This is a genomic window from Veronia nyctiphanis (assembly GCF_004116385.1).
Classification (GTDB): Bacteria; Pseudomonadota; Gammaproteobacteria; order Enterobacterales; family Vibrionaceae; genus Veronia; species Veronia nyctiphanis.
In genome coordinates, this window is record NZ_PEIB01000045.1 from 12796 (window position 1) to 31428 (window position 18633).

Consider the following 18633-nt stretch of genomic DNA (forward strand, 5'->3'; position numbering starts at 1 on the left):
GAGGCAAATATGGAGGAAGTCATACCTACAGAAGAAGAGTTAAAGGTGATTCAACAAGATAACGCTAAACACATGATTCGAGGACGAATTCAAGCAAATGTCGGCGACCCAGAAACCCTTCTCGGCACCACCGCAGACGCCGTTCAGCTTCTCCTCTTTGGCTTTACCGGACTTATCGCAAAGCTCCATACAGCAAACTCACTGGCCGAGGTACGCGAAGCCGCTGCACCTTTTTCTGAGTTGGCCGAGGGATTTCAAAACAAGGTCTCGTCTGGCGAGGTCAAGCTGCCCTTCCAGATAAAGGGGCTGAGCTCTGTGGTTGAAGACATCGAAAAAAGAGCGACCGCCGTTGCGGTAGTGCTTGAAAACAGCAGCGGGGAATAACAGATGGCAAGTGATTATCACCATGGTGTCAGGGTAATTGAAATTAATCAGGGCACCCGGCCCATTCGCACAGTACAGACAGCAGTCATTGGCCTGATTGCGACGGGGCCAAACGCAGACGCTAACTTCTTTCCAGAAAATCGCCCAGTGCTTTTAACCGATGTGTTAGAGGGTATCGATAAGGCTGGTAACAAAGGCACCCTGCCCTATGTCCTTGATGCCATCAAAGACCAATGTAACCCACTCACTGTGGTAGTCAGAGTCCCCGAAGGAAAAGACGAAAGCGAGACCACCTCCAATGTCATAGGCGGAATTGAAAATGGCCAGCGCAAAGGTCTTCAACCTTGATGCTGCCAAGTCAAAACTCGGCGTAACGCCCAGAATACTCGGTGCTCCTGGTCTGGATAATGCCAATGTCGCTGCCGAACTGGCAGGTATAGCGGCACAAACAAGAGCGTTTGCTTACGTCTCAGCTTGGGGATGCGAAACCAAAGAAGACGCAGTGCTTTACCGCAACAACTTCGGTCACCGTGAATTGATGGTGCTCTGGCCAGACTTCGTTAACTGGGACACGCTCAAAAATACCGAGCGACAGGCTTGGGCGACGGCAAGAGCTCTTGGGATGCGCGCCAAGCTTGATGAAGACATCGGCTGGCATAAGACTCTGTCAAACATGCCTATCGCGGGTGTCTCTGGGGTATCGAAAGATATCAGCTGGGACCTACAAAGCCCGGCCACCGACGCGGGTTACCTGAACAGCAATGAAGTCACCACGCTGATTAATCAAAAAGGCTTTCGGTTCTGGGGTTCACGCACCTGCAGCGCCGACCCTTTGTTCGCCTTTGAAAACTATACCCGCACTGCTCAGGTTCTAGCTGACACCATGGCCGACGCACATTTCTGGGCGGTGGACAAACCCCTGCACCCCACATTGGGCCGAGACATTGTCGAAGGCATTAATGCCAAACTGCGCGAGATGGTCGCCAACGGCTATCTGATTGGTGGCAGCGCATGGTTCGACCCTAGGGTAAATACTAAGGAAACGCTCAAGTCCGGCAAACTGGCAATTGAATATGACTACACACCCGTGCCACCGCTTGAAAACCTGATGCTGAGACAGCGGATCACCGACAACTATCTGGTCGATTTCGCCAGTCAAATCAGTGCTGCCTGAGGAATCTCACTATGCTGCCCAAAACGCTAAAGAACTTTAATTTGTTTATCGAAGGTCAGGGATACGCTGGCGTAGTTGAAGAACTGACACTGCCAAAGCTAAGTCGCAAAACAGAAGAATACCGAGGCGGCGGTATGAATGGCGAGGTGGAAATTGACCTCGGCATGGAAAAGCTCGAAATGGAGTTCACCCTGCGCGAATACAGCCGTGAAGTGCTAGACCACTGGGGAGTCTGTGATTTAGCCGGGGTTGGCCTGCGTATGCTCGGAGCCGCTGTGCGCGATGACAGTACCTGTGAAACAGACACCATCGAAGTCGTGGTTCGCGGTCGCTGGCGTGAGCTGGACTTTGACTCGGCCAAGTCGGGAGAAATGGGAACGATGAAAGTGATGGTCGCTGTCAGCTATTACAAATACCTCATCAATGGTGATGCCGTGATTGAAATAGACCACGCCAACATGATTGAAAAGGTCAATGGCATCGACCGTCTCGAAGGTCAGCGCAAAGCCCTGTCGATGAATAGCTGAGGAATGGACCATGGCAGACAACACCAAAATATCGCTAAGTAGCCCAATTAAACAAGGTGATAAACACATCAAAGAGATTGAGCTTCGTAAACCCATGGCAGGCGAACTTCGCGGCATCAAACTGCTGGATATTATGCAGATGGATGTCAGCGCGTATCTTCCCTTACTGCCTCGTATCTCGACACCGGCTCTCACCGAACAACAGATTGTCACTCTTGACCCGGCAGACCTGATTCAGTTGATGACAGGGGTACAGAGTTTTTTCGTAGCGTCCGACTCCCCGTCGACATGATGGAAGCATGGGCTGACATCAATCTGGTCTTTGGTGGAGGCTGGCCTCCCTCCCAGATGGATAGCATGCCGATTGACGAATTTCTTCACTGGCATGACATCGCCATCGAGAGAAACAAAAACCAGCATCGGTAATCTCGTGGGAGCACCTGATGGCACAAGATCTCAAACTTCAAATCATGTTAAGGGCGGTAGATAAGGTCACCCGCCCGCTGAAAGGTGTCATCAAAACGGCCAAATCGCTAAACAGCCAGCTAACTGAAAATGCAACTGAACTACGTGAACTCAGCGGTTTACAGAAAAGTATCGGCGGTTATAAAAAGCTCCAAAGCCAACTAGGTAGCACCGCATCAAGTATCGACAACACCAGACGCTCGCTGGCTGAAATGGGCCGTACCATTGCCCAGACTGAAAAACCGACCAAACGTCAGCTTGCACAATTTGATAAAGCCAAACACCAACTCAGCAACCTAAGACATGCCCACCAAGAACAAAAATTAGCATTACTCGCATCTGCGGATGCACTCAGAAAATCCAGTATTGATGTTAGGCGCCTTTCTTCTGAAGAATCGAAGCTCGCCAAACGTATCGACAGCGTTAATAACAAGATGAATCAGCATGGCGAACAGTTGGATAAAGTTCGTCGCAAACAGCGTCTGCTGACCAAGGCCAAAAATAGCTATAACCGAACGCTCGAGAAGCAAGCCTATCTTAGTGTGGTCGGTACAGCTGGCTATGCGACGGGAACAACCGCACTGCAATCTGTAACGGACATGATCCAACCCGGCATTGAGTTTGAAAGCCAAATGTCGAAAGTGTCTGCACTGACACGGGTGAACAAGGACTCTCAGGAATTTCAAAGCCTCTGGCAGCAAGCCATGCAGCTCGGCGCCTCTACTTCTTTTTCTGCATCAGAAGCTGCAGCGGGCATGCAGTTTCTTGCCATGGCGGGGTTTGAGGTTAATGAGATTTATGCAGCGATGCCGGGCGTATTGAGCCTTGCCAAAGCCTCCGGCAATGAGTTGGCAGCAACAGCCGATATCGCCTCGAATATCATTTCAGGCTTTAAGCTTGAAGCTACTGATATGAACCGAGTCGGCGATGTGCTGGCCGCAACCATCACCCGCAGTAATGTCACCCTAGATATGCTGGGCGAGACCATGAAGTATGTCGCCCCTGCCGCCCAGAAAATAGGCACCAGCCTTGAAGAAGCCAGTGCCATGGCAGGTTTACTTGGTGATGTTGGTATTCAGGCCAGTATGGCGGGTACCGTTTTACGTTCATTGCACACACGACTGGCCGCGCCACCCAAAGCTGCCAAAGATGCACTACGTCAGCTTAGTGTTCAAACCATGGACACCGCAGGGAAAATGCGTCCACTTCCTGAAATCCTCGCTGATATTGCCAAGAAGACCGAGAACCTCAGTAATGCTAAACAGCTGGAACTATTTATTGATATCGCCGGACAGGAGGCAGGTACTGGTTTTGCTGAGTTGATAGAGCGCAGTGGTTCAGGCCGCATTGAAGAGTTTGCCAATTTACTCAAGCAGTCTGGCGGTGAAGTGGCCAGAATATCCGCCCAGATGAGCGACAACATGGCTGGTGATATCAAAGCCATGGAATCAGCGTGGAGTGCATTACAAATCACCCTGTCGACATCCAACAGTGCGCCGGTCCGGGAATTGGTTCAGTCTGTAACCGGAGTAATTAATCGTATCACCGAATGGACCAATCAAAACCCAGTGCTTGCGGCGCAGATTGTTAAGTTCGTTGCTATAGCAGGTGCTCTTATCCTTGGCTTTGGCGGACTGGCTATCACCGTTGCCAGCATCGTCGGCCCGTTTGCCGTCATGAAATACGCCTTGAGTACCGTCGGTATCAAATCACTCGGGCTGCTGTCGGGGATAAAAAGTCTTGGGACGGGATTACTCTCGGTCGCCAAAACAGCAATCCCCTTCTTGGGTAAAGCTTTTGTCTGGCTGGGGCGGCTCTTTTTGATGAACTATCGGGCTGATTATTAGTGCAATCGCCGGAGCCGCTTACCTTCTATATCAATATTGGGCGCCCGTTAAAGCCTTCTTCAGCGATCTATGGCAAAGCATCCGGTCTGCATTTTCAATAGGCATCGAGTTAGTTAAATCTTCTATATCGAACTGGTCACCACTTGAGGATTTCAGTCATGTGTTTTCACCAGTGCTCGACTGGTTCGGTATTACTCTGCCTACCTCATTCAATGAAATGGGCGGCAACCTAATTGATGGCATGGTGTCAGGAATCACCGATAAGCTCTCAACGGCAAAAGAAACCGTCACCGATACCGCCTTGTCTATTGTTGACTGGTTTAAAGAAACGCTGGATATCCACTCACCCTCTCGCGTGTTTGCTGAAATGGGGGGCTTTATCAGTCAGGGCGTTGGCAAAGGCATTAGCGCACAGGCGAAACATGCGATTCTGGCAATTAGCCAGTTAGGCCAACAGCTGACGCAATCGATGTCATCCGATATCAATATGACTGTCGCCACCGCCAGTGAAATTACCCACGGTGATAGGATGCAATTCAGACCAGCCACTCGACCAGCATCGAAACCAAACCAAGCGCCCGTGCAAGTCTCAATTACCTATGGCGATATCACCATTGAAAGCCATGCTGACAAACCTCGCGAATTGGTAACGTTAATCGCTCAGGAACTGGACCGCAGAGAGTCTCAGGCCACAGCCCGAATACGGTCGCGCCTTTATGATGAGGAATAAACCATGATGCTGTCACTCGGGCTATTTGTTTTTGAAATCAACACCGCTGCTTATCAACAGCTCCAACACGTCGCCAGCCAAAACTGGGCATCCAACAAGCGAGTCGGCAGAAGACCTGCCTATCAATACCTCGGACCGGGTGAAGAGACTATCACCCTAAATGGCACTCTATATCCTGAATACACTGGCGGCCTCTTTGACCTCTCGATGCTGCGCGAAATGGCTTCAACTGGAAGTGCTTTCGCGCTGATAAGCGGCAACGGCGATACATTAGGGCTTTGGTTTATCGATCAGGTCTCAGAGACTCAATCCGTATTCATACGAAACGGCAGCCCTCGCAAAATCGAATTCAATCTCCAACTCAAACGCACCGACGACAACAGCATCGATCAGCTTGGCGACTTATCACCTTACGTCAGCACACTTCTCAACCAATCGTTGAAGGCAACGGTATGACAAAGACTCCTAACTTTCTCATTGAAGTCGATGACCAAGATATCACTGAGAAAATCAAACACCGACTGATTGAACTGACCATCACGGACAAAAGCGGTCTCGAAGCCGATGAAATGGAACTGGTGATCAGCGACCATGATGGCAAAGTCGCTATGCCTCGAAGGGGTGTTAAAGTCCGCTGTTTCATCGGCTGGAAAGGCGAACCTCTGGTCGACAAAGGTACATACACTGTTGACGAAGTAGAGCATAGTGGCCCACCCGATAAGCTTACTATTCGCGGCAGGAGCGCAGATTTTCGAAATGGTCTTAAAACCCTAAAAGAGCGCTCGTGGCATAAAACAACGCTGGGAAAAATACTCGAGACCATCGCCAGTGAACAACACCTAGAAGGAAAGCTTTCCGAATCACTTCGAAATATCCCCATCCAGCACATAGATCAAACCAACGAATCAGATGCAAATTTACTAACCCGCTTAGCCGAAACACACAACGCGGTGTTGACGGTTAAAAATGGCTGCTTGTTGATGTTAAAGCGTGGCGAGTCAAAGTCAGTATCAGGTTTTGATTTAGAGCCGGTAGTCATCACACGGCAAGACGGAGATACTCATCGGTATACCGAGGCTGATCGGGGAGGTAGATATACAGGAGTGAAGGCTTATTGGTATGACAAGAAAAAGGGTAAAAAGGAGTTCGTTATCATTGGTAGTAAAGGATACCTCAAGACTCTTCGCCAAATTTTTTGCAGTGAAGAAGAAGCACACAGTGCATTATCAGGAGTTTTCAATCAACTAAGAAGAGAAAAACACTCTTTGAATATCCAACCTACATCAATTCACTTGAATCTATTGATTGAAGAAGCCGTCATCCTCGATGGCTGGCAAACTGATATTGTAAATTTACCTTGGTATATCAGTGAAGTCGTATTTCAGCTTTACCAGAGTGGGCTAACAGTAATTATTAAAATGAAAGCTTGAAATAACATATGCTAATTACCTCGCAAAAAATAAATTATTAACAAAAAACAGACGTGGAATCATTGATAATAGAGGAAATTAAAATTTTCAAAAACACCATGAATAATATAGTACATGATATAAAATTAGAATATTTAGGCTTCGTTCGAGAAATTCATCTGGAAAAATTCGGTATTCCAATAATCGAAGAAAGTATAACAAGCTGGTTTTACATTTTAGATGAGAATAAAAACCCAATATCAGGGATATCAATAGCAGAAGTTAATAAAAGCTCATACCCGATTTTAGTAGAAGATGTAAAAATAAAAAACGGCATTTTTATAGATACATGTGAAATAACAAATTTCTTTTGCTTAACAGATGAAAACTGGACTATTAGTTTTACTCATCTAATACATGCAGCATTAAGCCACCTCAATAGAAGAGAAGTGAAAAAATCTATCATGTTTGGCTCTAGAGCTATGAGGAAATTCCTTAAAAATAAGAAGAATTTTAATCTTAAATTAATTAAAGAAAGAGATAATTTTGACTTTGACACCGCCCTATCAAATTTAAAAAAAGAGTATGGCAATAGCCTTAATTATAATAACGAAAGTAGTTATCTTAAAAAAAATGATCCCAGAGCATTCATCTTTGATGTTAAAGAATCTTTAGAAAACTTAGAAAAAAGCTGAATAATGACTATGAATATCAAACGCGCCACACATATCTTTGATGAATTAAAATTTGAAAGTAACCTTAAACGCTTAGACTATTTTCAGAAAAAAACAGGAGCTAAAGTCTTACTTGCATTGAAGGGATATAACCCCCATCATTCCGGAGAGTTAGTTTCAAAATACCTTGCTGGTGTTGCCGTATCTAGCCTCTACGAAGCTAAGTCATCTTCTATGCACTACGATGGCGAAGTTCATACCTACTGCCCAGCCTATGAGGATGACACTTTTGATGAGTTAGCAAGTCATTCAAGTCATATTGTTTTTAACTCTAGAGAAGATCTTAAAAGATACCACCATCGAGTTCCATCAAATGTCAAAATTGATTTGAGGCTCAACTTAGAACATAAAATGCATCATGAAGAAATATTTGATGGTTACAATCCTAACTTACCAAACAGTAGGTTTGGTGTAACCATAAATGAATTTGATGCCTCAGACATAGAAAAATATAACATTTCCGGCTTTCACTTTCATGCATTAAACTCTCAAGGTGCCGAAGAGCTTAAAGAAGCATCTAAAACTCTAATAGAAAAATTCGGAAGATACTTAGATAGAGTTGAGAGGATCAACTTAGGTGGTGGTCACTTAGTCTGCTGCGAGAACTATGATTGGGATTTGTTAAGTGAGACGGTTTCACATCTAAAAGATTTTTATCAACTAGAAGTCTATATCGAGCCTAGCCAACATGTATATAATGAAGTCGGGGTTTTAAAATCAAAGATACTCTCTATAGCTTATAACAATGCGAACATCGCTATCCTTGATGTTAGTGCAAAAAACCATATGCCTGATATCTTAGAATGTCCTACATATTTTGCAGAAGTAGATGAAGCTAAAATTGATGGTAGCTCAGGTGGTTTTAAATACATACTAGCAGGTCCAACCTGCCTATCTGGTGATATAATTGGTGAATACATATTCAATAATAAATTAAAAGTTGGTGATTTCATTACATTTAAAAATCAATCTGCATATACATTTACACAATCAACTTACTTCAATGGCATAAGAAAGCCTGACATGATAGTTATTGATAAAAAAGGTAATGTAAAATATCGTAACTCAGATTCTTTTGATAAGTTTCTATCTTGCATATAAAAGACTATTTTAATTATTCTTGGCTCAGTTTTTGAGCCAAGAATCAAATAACTATAATCTAATTATTTAGACTTACTCGCCAGCCCAAAGATTAAAGCCGTAAGAGCAGCACCCGCAACAAAAGCACCGACACCGGAACCAGAAGATTCGCTTTTAGCTTTGGATGCATTTCCTCTTGGCTGTGATTTAACAGTAACACTCTCATCAACTCTAAGATTTTCAATCGTGCTCACTAACGATTTTATAAGCTCGAGGCTGTCTATTTCTAACGCCGCTGCGCAATCAAACATCTGGTCAACACTGAACGTCGCTTTACCACTCTCCAAACGACTGTAACTACCTTGTGAGAGACCAAGCTTCTCTGCCACTGCACTTTGCTCCAGCCCTTTCTCTTTGCGCTTATTTGCGATCACCACGCCAAGAACTGAGGAGTAACTAACTAATTTATCACTCATTTTAATCTACTTATAACAAAAAAACGCTTGCATAACACAACGCATAATAATACATTTAGCGCATCAGTATGCGTAAAACGTATATAGATGCACTAAATAATTTAACATACTTTAAAGGAATACAAATTTAATATGAAGTTCTCTCTTTCAGTTGGTGACATTCTCTACAGAAGCAAATCAATCGTACAGCATGTGGGTGTAGTTGTTGGGCCAAATCAGGTTATTCACAATACTCCCTCAAACGGCGTCTCAATTACATCTTACGATGAATATGCAGCAGGCAAAGAAGTAAAAGTTAAGTCTGAGAATCTTAGCGTTGAACAACAAGATGCTCTTATTGAGAAGGCATTAGAAATTGTAAACTCAGCGAAGTCTTACAACCTTGTCGCTTTCAATTGTGAGCAGCTGGCAACACTCATAACCGAAGGTCGTCCGAGGAGCGAGCAAGTTGCGGGAGCAGTAGTAGGTGCAGGAGCTGGTTACCTAGTCTCTAAAGCTATGGAATCCAATCAGACTTTCATGGCAGTAACGGTCGGAGCAGCTTTAGGGTGCCTAGCTGTAAACGCTGCCCGAACATATAGCGGAAAAATTAGAGCTCAGTAGCTAAGGGAAAAGTTGGCTTAATTGGCTCAAGAAAAACAAGTTTATTAATTATACGGTTTGTATCGCGATAATTTAAACCAACTCACATCCCTCTAAAACTCCAACATCCAACGACTCTGCCAAGTACACGCAGGGTTGTTTTTTCTTCTGGATTAATCTCATAGGGTTGATACTTGGGATTGTCCGAGATCATCAGCAGCACACCATCAGGTCGCATTTGAAGCCGTTTGATATAGAGCTGCCCATTTAAGTCGAGCACATACACTGCATCCATGATGAAGTCATCGACGCCAGTATCCACGAAGAGCATATCGCCGTGATTAAACGTGCCTTCCATTGAATCACCGTAGCCGGTGATCATTGCGAGATTGTCGACGCTGGAGACTTTGGGAAGATGCTCGTTAATCCACTGCTTGCTGATGCTAACAGTAGAAATTAGACGGTCGTGTTCTAATTCAATCGGAATGCCCTGCCCCATTGATGCCAGTGCAGACAGTTTTGGCACTGATACCATGGCGCCTTCATCAGATTCAATTTCGGCTGCTGAAGCATCTACGACGAGATTCAATCCGGTTTCCAACCAAGAAAGACTGACTTGAAGCACATCAGCATACATCGACAAATCTGGAGCAAACTCCATCCTTCGACCGGATTCAATCGCTCTGACTCCAGCGACTTTAATGACTTCTGAATCGCCTGCCTGACTCTGTAGGCGTGAGGCAAGCTCGGCTTCTGTCCAACCCTTTGCATCTCGCGCTTGTTTTACCCGGCTTCCAACTTCTTTGTGGAAAGCGCTGATCGGGCCATTACCATAGTGGAGCCACTCAATATTCACGTCGAATTCTTCAGACAAGGTTCTGAGGCTATCGATACGAGGAATGCTCTCGCCTTCCAGCCAGCGGCGGACACCCTTCTGGGTAAGGTTAAACTTTTCAGCCAGTTTGGTTTGTCTTCCCCGTTGCTTCGGTGCGAAACCTCGGGTGTCTAATATTGCGTTCAAACGTGTCGAGAACGCGATTCGTTCTTCTTTAATGTCCATGCCAGCTATTCCTCACGAAAAGGTAACTTTTGGTACTTGAAAATAGTACATATCGACACTAATCTTGTCTGCACAAAAATTAATGCAAACGCAAGGAGTCACCTGATATGACACCTTTGAAAAAAGCAATTTTTGTCTTCGGAAGAGAGCATATCGCTCAGGCCGCAGGTGTCAGTTCACTGTCTCTTGTCAGCCACTGGGTTCGTCGTGGAGTCCCACCCAAACACTGCAAAGCCATTGAACAGGCAACCGATGGACTGGTGACAGCCCACGACCTTAGACCCGATATCTTTCCAACGCCGGATAACCTTCCCACGGAGGTAAACCAATGAGAACCCACTGCCCACACTGCAATGGACCCTGCACCATCAGGAAGACAACGCAGGTCTCCAGTACCTATCGAGAAGTGACTCTCACCTGCAATAACACAGACTGCGGTTATGTGTTTGTCGCCAGCGTTTCTCCCGTCCGGACTCTGAGCCCCTCTTCAATACCCGACCCGGACGTCAATATTCCTATCTCAACCCATATCGACAGACGTGCCCTCGTAAAGGCACTCAGCGAATGATTAGGAGTCAGTCATGCACGATATCAATCTACTCGAACCTGCTGAACGTTTTGTCCTAAACCACCCTTACAACAGCACACTGGTTCGCGACGAAATGGTGAAACAGACCATCTCTCACCTGCAGCAGCAATACGAATGCACCGCCAGAAAGGCAGGTCTTTTTGCCGCCAAGGCCGTCGCCAACATTGAAGCCCAAGGGCTAGATGCCTATATCGACATCGATAACTCAACATCAACTTGTTTATTCATCAGGCATCACGGACAGCTCAAGGCAATAAGCCTTGCTGACCTGCTAGCCACAGCAGAGAAGAGTTAGCGTATTTGAAGCCTAACAAAATCGACAATCTGGCGGGCAATCAATTTAGATACACTTGAGGAATCACTCTCAAACACCACTGAATATCTGCCCGTCCTTTTGCGAAAACCACCTGATGTACTTTTATCTGTGCACTGTTACGACTGTGCTCAGGCGCTTGGCTGATCCCAAGTGAAAGGAGCCACAGATGCGATACGACATACAACAGGACATCGTTAAACGGCTGATCTCCGACTATGCCATGAAAGAAAATGGTGACTGGCTTCAGCAAGGAACCTGCCTTCATGCGGGAAGAAAGAACTCTTCACACGTACTGAAAACCCATGGTTAGTAAAATGCGGGCGCGAGAATAAATGTGGATGGGAAGGCCATGTTAAGGAGCTCTACCCAGACGCCTTTGAAAACTTCAATCAACGTTTTGTCGCCACCCATGAAAACCTAACAGCCACAGCGGATGCCTACTTGCGTTATGCACGAGGCATAGATCCACTGCTGGTAAAAGGCTGGTACCGACAAGGGAATTTTTGGCATCCCAATGGGAACAAGGGTACCGCCACTGTCAGGTTTGATATCGACAGAAGCCATGACATTTACATGGAACGGCTTATTGAAGAAGTAACAATTACGGAAGAAAGTGGCGAACAGGACTGTCGCAAAGCACACTTCAATGGCTCACATCGTGGCCTTTGGTGGCAACCGCCAGGAATGACCATAGAGGAAAATGACAGAGTCTGGCTTGTCGAAGGTTGTTTAGATGCTATTGCGCTTAACCTTAATGGCGAAAAAGCCGTCGCGACCCTCTCCTGCGTTAATTACCCAGAGACAAAACTAGCCGAATACAAAGGAAAGCGCATTAACTGGGTATGGGCTTTAGATAACGACAAAGCAGGCCGTCGGTATATCAAGCGTTGGGCCGAACGCAGCCAGAAAGAAGGCCATACAATTTCAGCAGCGCTTATTCCGCAACGCGACAACCACAAAACAGACTGGAACGACTGCCATATCAATCAGCGATTAAACACAAAAGAGCTTGATAGCTATCTTTACCACGGCAGTTTACTGATCGCCAAAAGCCCACTCGATAAAGCACTCAAGATTTGGCAGCGAAAAGGACGCAACGGTTTTTGTTTTGATTTCGACAACCGCATGTACTGGTTTAGCTTGGACATAGAAAAGTTTACCAAAGCAGCAGAAGAACTAAGAGGCAGTGATGAGGGACTAACGGAAGAACAGATTAAAACACACGCGGCAGAACAGTCAGGCGCACTCACCGAAATCGCTAACTGCAAGCCGACTTTTCTTTATTACCAGTCAAACACTATTACCGATGAAAGTTGGTATTACTGCCGAGTCGAGTTTCCTCATGGTGGCCGCACTATTAAGAACACATTTACTGGCGGACAGGTAGCAGCGGCAGCTGAGTTTAAAAAACGTCTGCTATCCATTGCACCCGGCGGTTTGTTTACGGGTACCTCGAAACAACTCGACTGGCTGGTAAAGCACCACATTCATAATATCAAAGTAGTCGATACCATCGACTTTATCGGTTACAGCAAAGAACACCGCGCCTATGTGTTTAACGATTTAGCCATCAGTCAGGGCAAAGCTACCCCATCAACGACGAAGACTTTTTCGAAGTCGGCAAACTGGCAGTGAAAAGCCTCAACAAAGGTTTTCAGCTGCAAATTGGTAACCATTCCGAGTACAAAAAAGACTGGCCTCAACTGGTTTATCAAGCGTTTGGCCCAAAAGGGCTGGTAGCAATCAGCTTCTGGCTTGGCTCGCTATTTTCAGAGCAGATACGTGCTATTCATAAAAGTTACCCGTTTCTCGAAATTGTCGGCGAACCCGGTGCAGGTAAAACCACACTGGTCGAATTTATGTGGAAGCTACTAGGAAAGGCCGACGAAGAAGGCTTCGACCCCAGTAAAGCAACGGCTGCGGCCGTATCCCGTAAGTTTTCTCAGGTCAGTAATTTGCCTGTTGTATTGATAGAAGCAGACCGGGAAGAAGATACCGCCAAGGCTAAGAAGTTTGATTGGGATGAACTCAAAACCGCCTACAACGGCAGAGCAAGCCGGGCACGCGGTATGAAAAACAGCGGTAACGAAACCTACGAGCCCCCTTTCAGAGGCGCCATCGTTATTACCCAGAACGCCGAAGTAAGTGCTTCCGAAGCAATATTACAGCGCATTACTCAACTCTATTTCGATAAAGGGCGACATAGCCGGGAAAGTAAAAGCGCAACAGACGAAATGAACGTCTTACCCGTTAAAAACCTCAGTTACTTTCTCAAGCAAATCACCATGGCCGAAACGAGAGTGATGGACTTTGTTGCCACCAATACGCCCATCTATGAAGACCACCTCCTCTCACTCAAAGATATCCATTCAGTTCGAATCGCTAAAAACCACGCCCAGTTGATGTCGTTAACCGATGCGATGAGTGAGGTGTTGGGCTTACCAGATAACCAACGCGACGAAGTCATCGACTGCATACAGGATTTAGCCATAAGCCGACAGCGAGCCATCGTGGCCGACCATCCGGTGGTTCAACAATTCTGGGAGACCTATGAATATATAAATAACGATGAGGACGAACCTGTTCTTAACCACTCACGAAACAGAGAGCTAATCGCCGTTAACCTAAATCACTTTGTAAGAGTGGCCAATGAATTCAAGCAACAAATCCCCCTGCTCTCCGACCTCAAGAAATACCTCAAGACATCGAAGAGCCGCAAGTTTCAATCGATAAAGCCTGTTAACTCAGCCATAGAGACACGCGGCGAAAGTTATAGCCAACCAAAAACAGTGAAATGCTGGTTGTTTACAAAGGAAATATCGCAATGAACGATAAATTAGCCGAAGCCATACTCGCCGAACTTCGTTTCCAAGGTCGCCAAGATGACGCACTCTGGGATGCATCTGACATCGCACATTACATGAAGCTATCGAAGTCTACAGTACAGTGCCGAATCATCTGCAAGCCTCACTTCCCAAGAGCACTGAAGGTACCCACAACTGACAATGGAGGTGGCAGGCGCTGGTTGGCAAGGGAGGTGAAACAATGGGTGATGCGGTTTAGGGAAGCTATCTAGAACATCACTGTATGAGCACTCATTCTTTGACTGACGCCAATAATCCTGCAGTCAAAGAATGAGGGTATAGGCAGAATTTTATACTTTGGAACGCTCAATTAAAGAAAGAGCCTCCGAAATTACAGTGCAGTGAAATTTAGAATTGGATTTATTTCGAGAATTACAAGGGATAATCTTCACTTGATTCTTGTATGATAAATTAGCGCACCAAGTAACTATAAGGTCGTGTTCTTCTTGCGTCACTTGATGATTATTTTCATGACACCAATCAGATATAGAAATAAAGTCAGGTTCAGTATTATTCCTTCCTTCAATATTTAGTAGTCTATTTTCTACATCGCTAACCTTAATTTGTACTTGTGTAACTTCATCCTTTATTACTTGTTGCTCTGCAATAGCATCAGCCATAATCCTAGAGTTTTGAGCAATGATTTCAGCCATTTCTACTAAAGCTGATGAATGTTTTTTTCTAGTGTCACTAGTCCTAGACGCAGTTACATTATTATCTAAGTGATACTCGCCTTTTTTAAAAATTGACGGAACAACTTCATGGTAGAGCCACCTTTGAAAATTTCTACCAGCTTTCGAATCATCACTACCCATAACTCTATTCAGCCGGGCTGAGTAATGAAAACTTCTTTTTCACCTTCGAAAAAGGGAGTAGACACATCAAGTAGAATATATTCATCAGTATCTAACTTATTAACTTGAGATTTGATGAGTGTCGGTATATGTTTTGATGCATACCTTTCGTCGAGCTTATTGTTTTCTTTTGTAAGAGTGACAAATATATCTTTTAATGATATATAGAGAATATCATTTATATTAAATGTGCGTATATTATTCTGACCCGATTCACCATCATAACATAAGGAGACAATTTCATTATTCATACTTTTTCCACCGATAGATTTTTTCTAAGTTTTTGTAAAGTTATTTTTTTTGTTTCTTCTTTAAGGTGGTCATAGTCCCCTGCATAAAAAGACTCTAAGTCTACGTCAACTCCTAAGTACTCTAACTTTTTAATTTCTATATATAGTTCATACTCTTTTTTTGCATGCTCAATAGCTTGATCTTTAACAAAGTCTTGATAACCATCAAAAACATCAAATCCATTTAGAACAATAATGTCATCTAATTTTTTGTGGAGTCCTTTCATTGTTAACTTTTTCTCACTTAAAGAGTTGAGTTCTGCATATATCAGGAACTGCTCGGACAAAAGATGCATCCGATATATCTCATTCTCACTTAAGTAGTTTTTCCCAATGGCAGCATCACTTCGGCTCACAAAGTCTGCTTTTGAGCTAGTTAAACCCATATTTGGTTCTAAGTGATTAGCTCTATCAAGTATAAGCTTTGATGCAGTCATCTTTGTTACTGCATGATGAAACTTATCTTGGAGTAACGCATAAAAGCTTTTTACTTCTTGTGCATTTGGAACATAATCAGAAGAAGCAACTTTAAAGCATTCCCTCACTGCTGCATATATGCTTTGTTCACTCGCTCTTATTTCTCTTATCTTAGCAGCGATTTCATTAAGTTTTTGGGGATCATTTCGTAGTAAATCTTCATTTACTACGAAGCCATCACTCAAATACTTTTTTATGATATCAGTTGACCATTTTCTAAATTTAGTCGCCTCTCTAGAGTCTATTCTATACCCTACAGAAATAACTGCATCGACGCTTAGGAAATGTTGTTCTATATCAGTCCTATCCTCTGGAACTTTAATATTTTCACTTCTTTTAAGTTCGTCATCCAGAAAAATACTTTTAAGCGAAGACGAAACCTCTGTAATATCTGTTTTATAAATTTTCGCCGTATCTATTAAGCTAACCCAGGGTACACCATCAAGAACTATTACGTCAGACTCACTATACTTAGATTTATATTTTATTATTTCTTTCATTATATTTACCAATCAGAACTATCGATATAAATCTCGTCATCACCCTCTAGGCCAGCTTTCTCTCTTGCTTCCTCATCACAGGAGTCATAAACAAATCTAATTATACTTTCGTAAACAACTCCATCTTCACTTTCATTCGTATCAATATCAAAATATAGTCCCTGAGCTTCCTCGAAAGTTATTGATAACTTCTCTGCAATAATCTTTCTTAACTCTGTATCATCAGGGATGCCATCTCTATCATATTCAGGGAAAGGAAGTATATTTACTTCAACACTTTCAATACCCTTTTCTTTCCAACCTCGAAGAGGTCCGGACCATAAATTACCGCGAACGTTAGAGGTTTTAGTGATTTTATTAGCTTTCCAATGGCTAATCTCTCTCGTCCCATCTGTCTTGTAGATTATTACTTCAGCTTCACGCCTATTTATCAATTGAGATTTGAATTCCGCTTCATCACTCGGACTAAAGTCTATCACTGGCTTTTTTGTTGGCTGAGCATCAACTTTATCCAAGAGCCTTTTTATTACAGCTTCAGGGGAATCAAATCCTATAGCGTGTTGTTCAAGTCTTTGATAGATCTCATTCGAAATTTCAATCTGCATTGTCTTCACAATAAACCTAAGTCTCAAAAATAATACATCCTTAGGCTAATATCAAAATTGATCAAATGCAATCAAAAACAATCAATTTCTCATCATGGGATCTTTTTTTGATTAACTTCTGTCTGACTTGACGCCCTTAGAATATCGTATTTTATTCAAGACAATAATTTTGCTATCTCACTAGCAGTGGCATTGTAGTAAATCATCAAAGAGCGAGGATCGTTGTGTCCGACCATCCTCGCTAAATCCAACATACTCAGCTTTTTGGCGAGCTTTGTCAGTGCTTCATGCCGCGTATCATGAAAAGTTAGCCCCTCAATACCTGCGAGCCTGAGTGAACGACGAAAAATGACACCGGATGATTGCTGGCTATAAGGGAATACTTTACCTTGCTTCTTTGGTCTCAGGGCCTTGAGCAACAATACCGCTTCAGATGACAGCGGCACATCCCTCTTGGTACCGTTTTTTGTGTTCGGAAGAGTGACATAGCGCTGTTCAAGATGAACATAGTCCCATTCCATTCCCCATATTTCTCCCTGACGCATTGCGGTTTCCAGCGCAAAAAGGAAAGCAACTGCGATGAATTGTCGTTGCGTGGCAACATTACTACGACCTTCGTAACCCAATGACTGGAGGATACGTTTAATTTCCTCTTCACTGATCCGCCTGTCCCTTGGGGTTGGGTTCTTCGGTCTGTCAGCGTCGCGAATAGGGTTTGTCGCTATCCACTTCCAGTGTTTACGTGCTTTTTCTATGACGGAGGCGATGAGGTTTAACTCTCGATTGATAGAAGAGGCTTTGAGTGTTTTGAGTTGTTCTTCTATCCAAAGGTTTACGTGGTGGGTTCTAAGCTCACTGAGCTGTATTTTGGCGAGGTCTGTACGCCCTAGTTTGTTGAGTCTGATAATTTCCCACCTCTCACCTCGCTTCGTGGGAGAAACTTCCATGGCATACCGCTCAAACGCATCCTGCAACGTTTTACCACTAACAAGGCTGCCATAGTGACCAAGTTCCTTTTCCATATCGACGGCCCATGCCTGAGCTTCGAGTTTTGTATAGAAACTTTTCGCTTTATACCCTGACTTTAAGCGGACCTCTGCCAGCCATTTTTTGCCACGTTTACGAATCGATGCCATAAAGCCCCCTTCGATGTCGTAATTTCTGTCGTAAATCCGTCGTAGGTGCTGTGTTTACTGGTCGTAACTTTGTCGTAGTTCTGTCGTAAAGTTTAGGCAAATACGAGAGGATAAGTCAAAGTTGGGATAATTTTGAAAGGCCCAAAACGAAAAAAAGACCTTGTAATACAAGGTCTTTATCCGTCTTAGTAAGATACTAAGAAAAGTGAGATGGTGCCCCGGGCCGGACTTGAACCGGCACAACGCGAACGTCGAGGGATTTTAAATCCCTTGTGTCTACCAATTCCACCACCAGGGCACGCAATTCTTATTGCGATGAAGACACCATCTACATGCTGATGTAATCAACATGGCAAATTGTTAGTTTGGCTATAAACATCTTTGACTAAATAGGAAGAGGTTTGTCTATTGCCGCTTTGTTTCTCAAGAAACAAGAAGTTGGTTGCGGGGGCCGGATTTGAACCGACGACCTTCGGGTTATGAGCCCGACGAGCTACCAAACTGCTCCACCCCGCGTCCGATTTTTCACCGTTT

General features: G+C 44.3%; 27 protein-coding genes and 2 tRNA genes. 20 read left to right on the forward strand and 9 right to left on the reverse strand.

What is annotated here, in order from left to right; translation table 11 throughout:
• The first annotated feature begins 9 nt into the window (after positions 1–9).
• The 12 genes from CS022_RS22470 (at position 10) to CS022_RS22520 (ending at position 8371) form a co-directional block, all read left to right on the forward strand.
• Positions 10–384 (forward strand): hypothetical protein, encoded by a 375-nt coding sequence (locus CS022_RS22470; RefSeq protein ID WP_129124135.1) that lies wholly within the window; start codon positions 10–12, stop codon positions 382–384.
• A gap of 3 nt (positions 385–387) precedes the next feature.
• Positions 388–732 (forward strand): hypothetical protein, encoded by a 345-nt coding sequence (locus CS022_RS28435; RefSeq protein ID WP_456243289.1) that lies wholly within the window; start codon positions 388–390, stop codon positions 730–732.
• Positions 704–1558: a phage tail sheath subtilisin-like domain-containing protein gene (locus CS022_RS22475; RefSeq protein WP_456243290.1), complete on the forward strand. Its 855-nt coding sequence runs from the start codon at positions 704–706 to the stop codon at positions 1556–1558. The genes CS022_RS28435 and CS022_RS22475 overlap by 29 nt, the downstream gene beginning before the upstream one ends.
• An 11-nt stretch (positions 1559–1569) precedes the next feature.
• Positions 1570–2085 carry a phage major tail tube protein gene (locus CS022_RS22480; protein ID WP_129124136.1) on the forward strand — a complete coding sequence of 172 codons (516 nt, stop codon included), beginning with the start codon at positions 1570–1572 and terminating at the stop codon, positions 2083–2085.
• 10 nt (positions 2086–2095) lie between these two features.
• Complete coding sequence (locus tag CS022_RS22485; protein ID WP_129124137.1) at positions 2096–2377, forward strand: phage tail assembly protein; 282 nt, start codon at positions 2096–2098, stop codon at positions 2375–2377.
• Positions 2374–2511: a GpE family phage tail protein gene (locus tag CS022_RS22490; protein WP_201746369.1), complete on the forward strand. Its 138-nt coding sequence runs from the start codon at positions 2374–2376 to the stop codon at positions 2509–2511. The genes CS022_RS22485 and CS022_RS22490 overlap by 4 nt, the downstream gene beginning before the upstream one ends.
• A 17-nt stretch (positions 2512–2528) precedes the next feature.
• Entirely contained in the window at positions 2529–4397 is a 1869-nt protein-coding gene (locus tag CS022_RS22495) for a phage tail tape measure protein (RefSeq protein ID WP_129124138.1), read from the forward strand.
• A 160-nt stretch (positions 4398–4557) separates the two neighbouring features.
• Positions 4558–5127, forward strand: a complete 570-nt coding sequence (locus CS022_RS22500) for a phage tail protein (RefSeq protein WP_129124139.1) — start codon at positions 4558–4560, stop codon at positions 5125–5127.
• 3 nt (positions 5128–5130) lie between these two features.
• Positions 5131–5583 (forward strand): phage tail protein, encoded by a 453-nt coding sequence (locus CS022_RS22505; protein WP_129124140.1) that lies wholly within the window; start codon positions 5131–5133, stop codon positions 5581–5583.
• Positions 5580–6557, forward strand: a complete 978-nt coding sequence (locus CS022_RS22510; RefSeq protein ID WP_129124141.1) for a contractile injection system protein, VgrG/Pvc8 family — start codon at positions 5580–5582, stop codon at positions 6555–6557. Before CS022_RS22505 ends, CS022_RS22510 begins: the two co-directional genes overlap by 4 nt.
• 53 nt (positions 6558–6610) lie before the next feature.
• Entirely contained in the window at positions 6611–7231 is a 621-nt protein-coding gene (locus tag CS022_RS22515; RefSeq protein ID WP_129124142.1) for a hypothetical protein, read from the forward strand.
• A 3-nt stretch (positions 7232–7234) separates the two neighbouring features.
• Positions 7235–8371 carry a type III PLP-dependent enzyme domain-containing protein gene (locus tag CS022_RS22520; protein ID WP_129124143.1) on the forward strand — a complete coding sequence of 379 codons (1137 nt, stop codon included), beginning with the start codon at positions 7235–7237 and terminating at the stop codon, positions 8369–8371.
• Between the two features lie 62 nt (positions 8372–8433).
• On the opposite strand, the gene CS022_RS22525 is transcribed toward CS022_RS22520, so the two are convergent.
• Positions 8434–8826 carry a helix-turn-helix domain-containing protein gene (locus CS022_RS22525; RefSeq protein ID WP_129124144.1) on the reverse strand — a complete coding sequence of 131 codons (393 nt, stop codon included), beginning with the start codon at positions 8824–8826 and terminating at the stop codon, positions 8434–8436.
• A gap of 132 nt (positions 8827–8958) precedes the next feature.
• On the opposite strand from CS022_RS22525, the gene CS022_RS22530 reads away from it, so the two are divergent.
• Positions 8959–9429 (forward strand): lecithin retinol acyltransferase family protein, encoded by a 471-nt coding sequence (locus CS022_RS22530; RefSeq protein ID WP_129124145.1) that lies wholly within the window; start codon positions 8959–8961, stop codon positions 9427–9429.
• An 82-nt stretch (positions 9430–9511) separates the two neighbouring features.
• Here CS022_RS22530 and CS022_RS22535 read toward each other — a convergent pair whose 3' ends face one another.
• Positions 9512–10468 (reverse strand): S24 family peptidase, encoded by a 957-nt coding sequence (locus CS022_RS22535; protein ID WP_129124146.1) that lies wholly within the window; start codon positions 10466–10468, stop codon positions 9512–9514.
• A gap of 107 nt (positions 10469–10575) precedes the next feature.
• Between CS022_RS22535 and CS022_RS22540 the strand changes: the two genes are divergently transcribed.
• The 7 genes from CS022_RS22540 to CS022_RS22560 all read left to right on the forward strand — a co-directional run bounded on the left by CS022_RS22540 (position 10576) and on the right by CS022_RS22560 (position 14449).
• The gene (locus CS022_RS22540) at positions 10576–10800 is read left to right on the forward strand and encodes a transcriptional regulator (protein WP_129124147.1); all 225 of its coding nucleotides are present in this window, start codon (positions 10576–10578) and stop codon (positions 10798–10800) included.
• Entirely contained in the window at positions 10797–11036 is a 240-nt protein-coding gene (locus tag CS022_RS22545) for an ogr/Delta-like zinc finger family protein (protein WP_129124148.1), read from the forward strand. The genes CS022_RS22540 and CS022_RS22545 overlap by 4 nt, the downstream gene beginning before the upstream one ends.
• A gap of 13 nt (positions 11037–11049) precedes the next feature.
• Complete coding sequence (locus CS022_RS22550; protein WP_129124149.1) at positions 11050–11352, forward strand: hypothetical protein; 303 nt, start codon at positions 11050–11052, stop codon at positions 11350–11352.
• Positions 11353–11539: 187 nt separating this feature from the next.
• Positions 11540–11683, forward strand: a complete 144-nt coding sequence (locus tag CS022_RS25610; protein ID WP_201746370.1) for a hypothetical protein — start codon at positions 11540–11542, stop codon at positions 11681–11683.
• A gap of 131 nt (positions 11684–11814) precedes the next feature.
• Positions 11815–13008 carry a toprim domain-containing protein gene (locus CS022_RS25615; RefSeq protein ID WP_201746371.1) on the forward strand — a complete coding sequence of 398 codons (1194 nt, stop codon included), beginning with the start codon at positions 11815–11817 and terminating at the stop codon, positions 13006–13008.
• Positions 13005–14201, forward strand: coding sequence for a hypothetical protein (locus CS022_RS25620; protein ID WP_201746372.1), 1197 nt, complete (start codon positions 13005–13007; stop codon positions 14199–14201). Before CS022_RS25615 ends, CS022_RS25620 begins: the two co-directional genes overlap by 4 nt.
• The gene (locus CS022_RS22560) at positions 14198–14449 is read left to right on the forward strand and encodes a helix-turn-helix transcriptional regulator (protein ID WP_129124150.1); all 252 of its coding nucleotides are present in this window, start codon (positions 14198–14200) and stop codon (positions 14447–14449) included. Before CS022_RS25620 ends, CS022_RS22560 begins: the two co-directional genes overlap by 4 nt.
• 78 nt (positions 14450–14527) lie before the next feature.
• On the opposite strand, the gene CS022_RS22565 is transcribed toward CS022_RS22560, so the two are convergent.
• The 7 genes from CS022_RS22565 to CS022_RS22595 all read right to left on the reverse strand — a co-directional run bounded on the left by CS022_RS22565 (position 14528) and on the right by CS022_RS22595 (position 18615).
• Positions 14528–15052: a BRO-N domain-containing protein gene (locus CS022_RS22565; protein ID WP_129124151.1), complete on the reverse strand. Its 525-nt coding sequence runs from the start codon at positions 15050–15052 to the stop codon at positions 14528–14530.
• Positions 15053–15060: 8 nt separating this feature from the next.
• The gene (locus tag CS022_RS22570; protein WP_129124152.1) at positions 15061–15342 is read right to left on the reverse strand and encodes a hypothetical protein; all 282 of its coding nucleotides are present in this window, start codon (positions 15340–15342) and stop codon (positions 15061–15063) included.
• Positions 15339–16358 (reverse strand): RhuM family protein, encoded by a 1020-nt coding sequence (rhuM, locus tag CS022_RS22575; protein WP_129124153.1) that lies wholly within the window; start codon positions 16356–16358, stop codon positions 15339–15341. The genes CS022_RS22570 and rhuM overlap by 4 nt, the downstream gene beginning before the upstream one ends.
• A gap of 5 nt (positions 16359–16363) precedes the next feature.
• Positions 16364–16963, reverse strand: coding sequence for a hypothetical protein (locus CS022_RS22580; RefSeq protein WP_129124154.1), 600 nt, complete (start codon positions 16961–16963; stop codon positions 16364–16366).
• A 155-nt stretch (positions 16964–17118) separates the two neighbouring features.
• Positions 17119–18099, reverse strand: coding sequence for a tyrosine-type recombinase/integrase (locus tag CS022_RS22585; RefSeq protein WP_201746373.1), 981 nt, complete (start codon positions 18097–18099; stop codon positions 17119–17121).
• 211 nt (positions 18100–18310) lie between these two features.
• Positions 18311–18397: transfer RNA gene (locus CS022_RS22590), tRNA-Leu, on the reverse strand.
• A gap of 141 nt (positions 18398–18538) precedes the next feature.
• Positions 18539–18615, reverse strand: a tRNA-Met gene (locus CS022_RS22595).
• Positions 18616–18633 lie beyond the last annotated feature (18 nt).

Coding starts and splice junctions, on each gene's coding strand:
- CS022_RS22470 (WP_129124135.1), top strand. CDS start 10: ATGGAGGAAGTCATACCTACAGAAGAAGAGTTAAAGGTGATTCAACAA.
- CS022_RS28435 (WP_456243289.1), top strand. CDS start 388: ATGGCAAGTGATTATCACCATGGTGTCAGGGTAATTGAAATTAATCAG.
- CS022_RS22475 (WP_456243290.1), top strand. CDS start 704: ATGGCCAGCGCAAAGGTCTTCAACCTTGATGCTGCCAAGTCAAAACTC.
- CS022_RS22480 (WP_129124136.1), top strand. CDS start 1,570: ATGCTGCCCAAAACGCTAAAGAACTTTAATTTGTTTATCGAAGGTCAG.
- CS022_RS22485 (WP_129124137.1), top strand. CDS start 2,096: ATGGCAGACAACACCAAAATATCGCTAAGTAGCCCAATTAAACAAGGT.
- CS022_RS22490 (WP_201746369.1), top strand. CDS start 2,374: ATGATGGAAGCATGGGCTGACATCAATCTGGTCTTTGGTGGAGGCTGG.
- CS022_RS22495 (WP_129124138.1), top strand. CDS start 2,529: ATGGCACAAGATCTCAAACTTCAAATCATGTTAAGGGCGGTAGATAAG.
- CS022_RS22505 (WP_129124140.1), top strand. CDS start 5,131: ATGATGCTGTCACTCGGGCTATTTGTTTTTGAAATCAACACCGCTGCT.
- CS022_RS22510 (WP_129124141.1), top strand. CDS start 5,580: ATGACAAAGACTCCTAACTTTCTCATTGAAGTCGATGACCAAGATATC.
- CS022_RS22520 (WP_129124143.1), top strand. CDS start 7,235: ATGACTATGAATATCAAACGCGCCACACATATCTTTGATGAATTAAAA.
- CS022_RS22525 (WP_129124144.1), bottom strand. CDS start 8,826: ATGAGTGATAAATTAGTTAGTTACTCCTCAGTTCTTGGCGTGGTGATC.
- CS022_RS22530 (WP_129124145.1), top strand. CDS start 8,959: ATGAAGTTCTCTCTTTCAGTTGGTGACATTCTCTACAGAAGCAAATCA.
- CS022_RS22535 (WP_129124146.1), bottom strand. CDS start 10,468: ATGGACATTAAAGAAGAACGAATCGCGTTCTCGACACGTTTGAACGCA.
- CS022_RS22540 (WP_129124147.1), top strand. CDS start 10,576: ATGACACCTTTGAAAAAAGCAATTTTTGTCTTCGGAAGAGAGCATATC.
- CS022_RS22545 (WP_129124148.1), top strand. CDS start 10,797: ATGAGAACCCACTGCCCACACTGCAATGGACCCTGCACCATCAGGAAG.
- CS022_RS22550 (WP_129124149.1), top strand. CDS start 11,050: ATGCACGATATCAATCTACTCGAACCTGCTGAACGTTTTGTCCTAAAC.
- CS022_RS25610 (WP_201746370.1), top strand. CDS start 11,540: ATGCGATACGACATACAACAGGACATCGTTAAACGGCTGATCTCCGAC.
- CS022_RS22560 (WP_129124150.1), top strand. CDS start 14,198: ATGAACGATAAATTAGCCGAAGCCATACTCGCCGAACTTCGTTTCCAA.
- CS022_RS22565 (WP_129124151.1), bottom strand. CDS start 15,052: ATGGGTAGTGATGATTCGAAAGCTGGTAGAAATTTTCAAAGGTGGCTC.
- CS022_RS22570 (WP_129124152.1), bottom strand. CDS start 15,342: ATGAATAATGAAATTGTCTCCTTATGTTATGATGGTGAATCGGGTCAG.
- rhuM (WP_129124153.1), bottom strand. CDS start 16,358: ATGAAAGAAATAATAAAATATAAATCTAAGTATAGTGAGTCTGACGTA.
- CS022_RS22580 (WP_129124154.1), bottom strand. CDS start 16,963: ATGCAGATTGAAATTTCGAATGAGATCTATCAAAGACTTGAACAACAC.
- CS022_RS22585 (WP_201746373.1), bottom strand. CDS start 18,099: ATGGCATCGATTCGTAAACGTGGCAAAAAATGGCTGGCAGAGGTCCGC.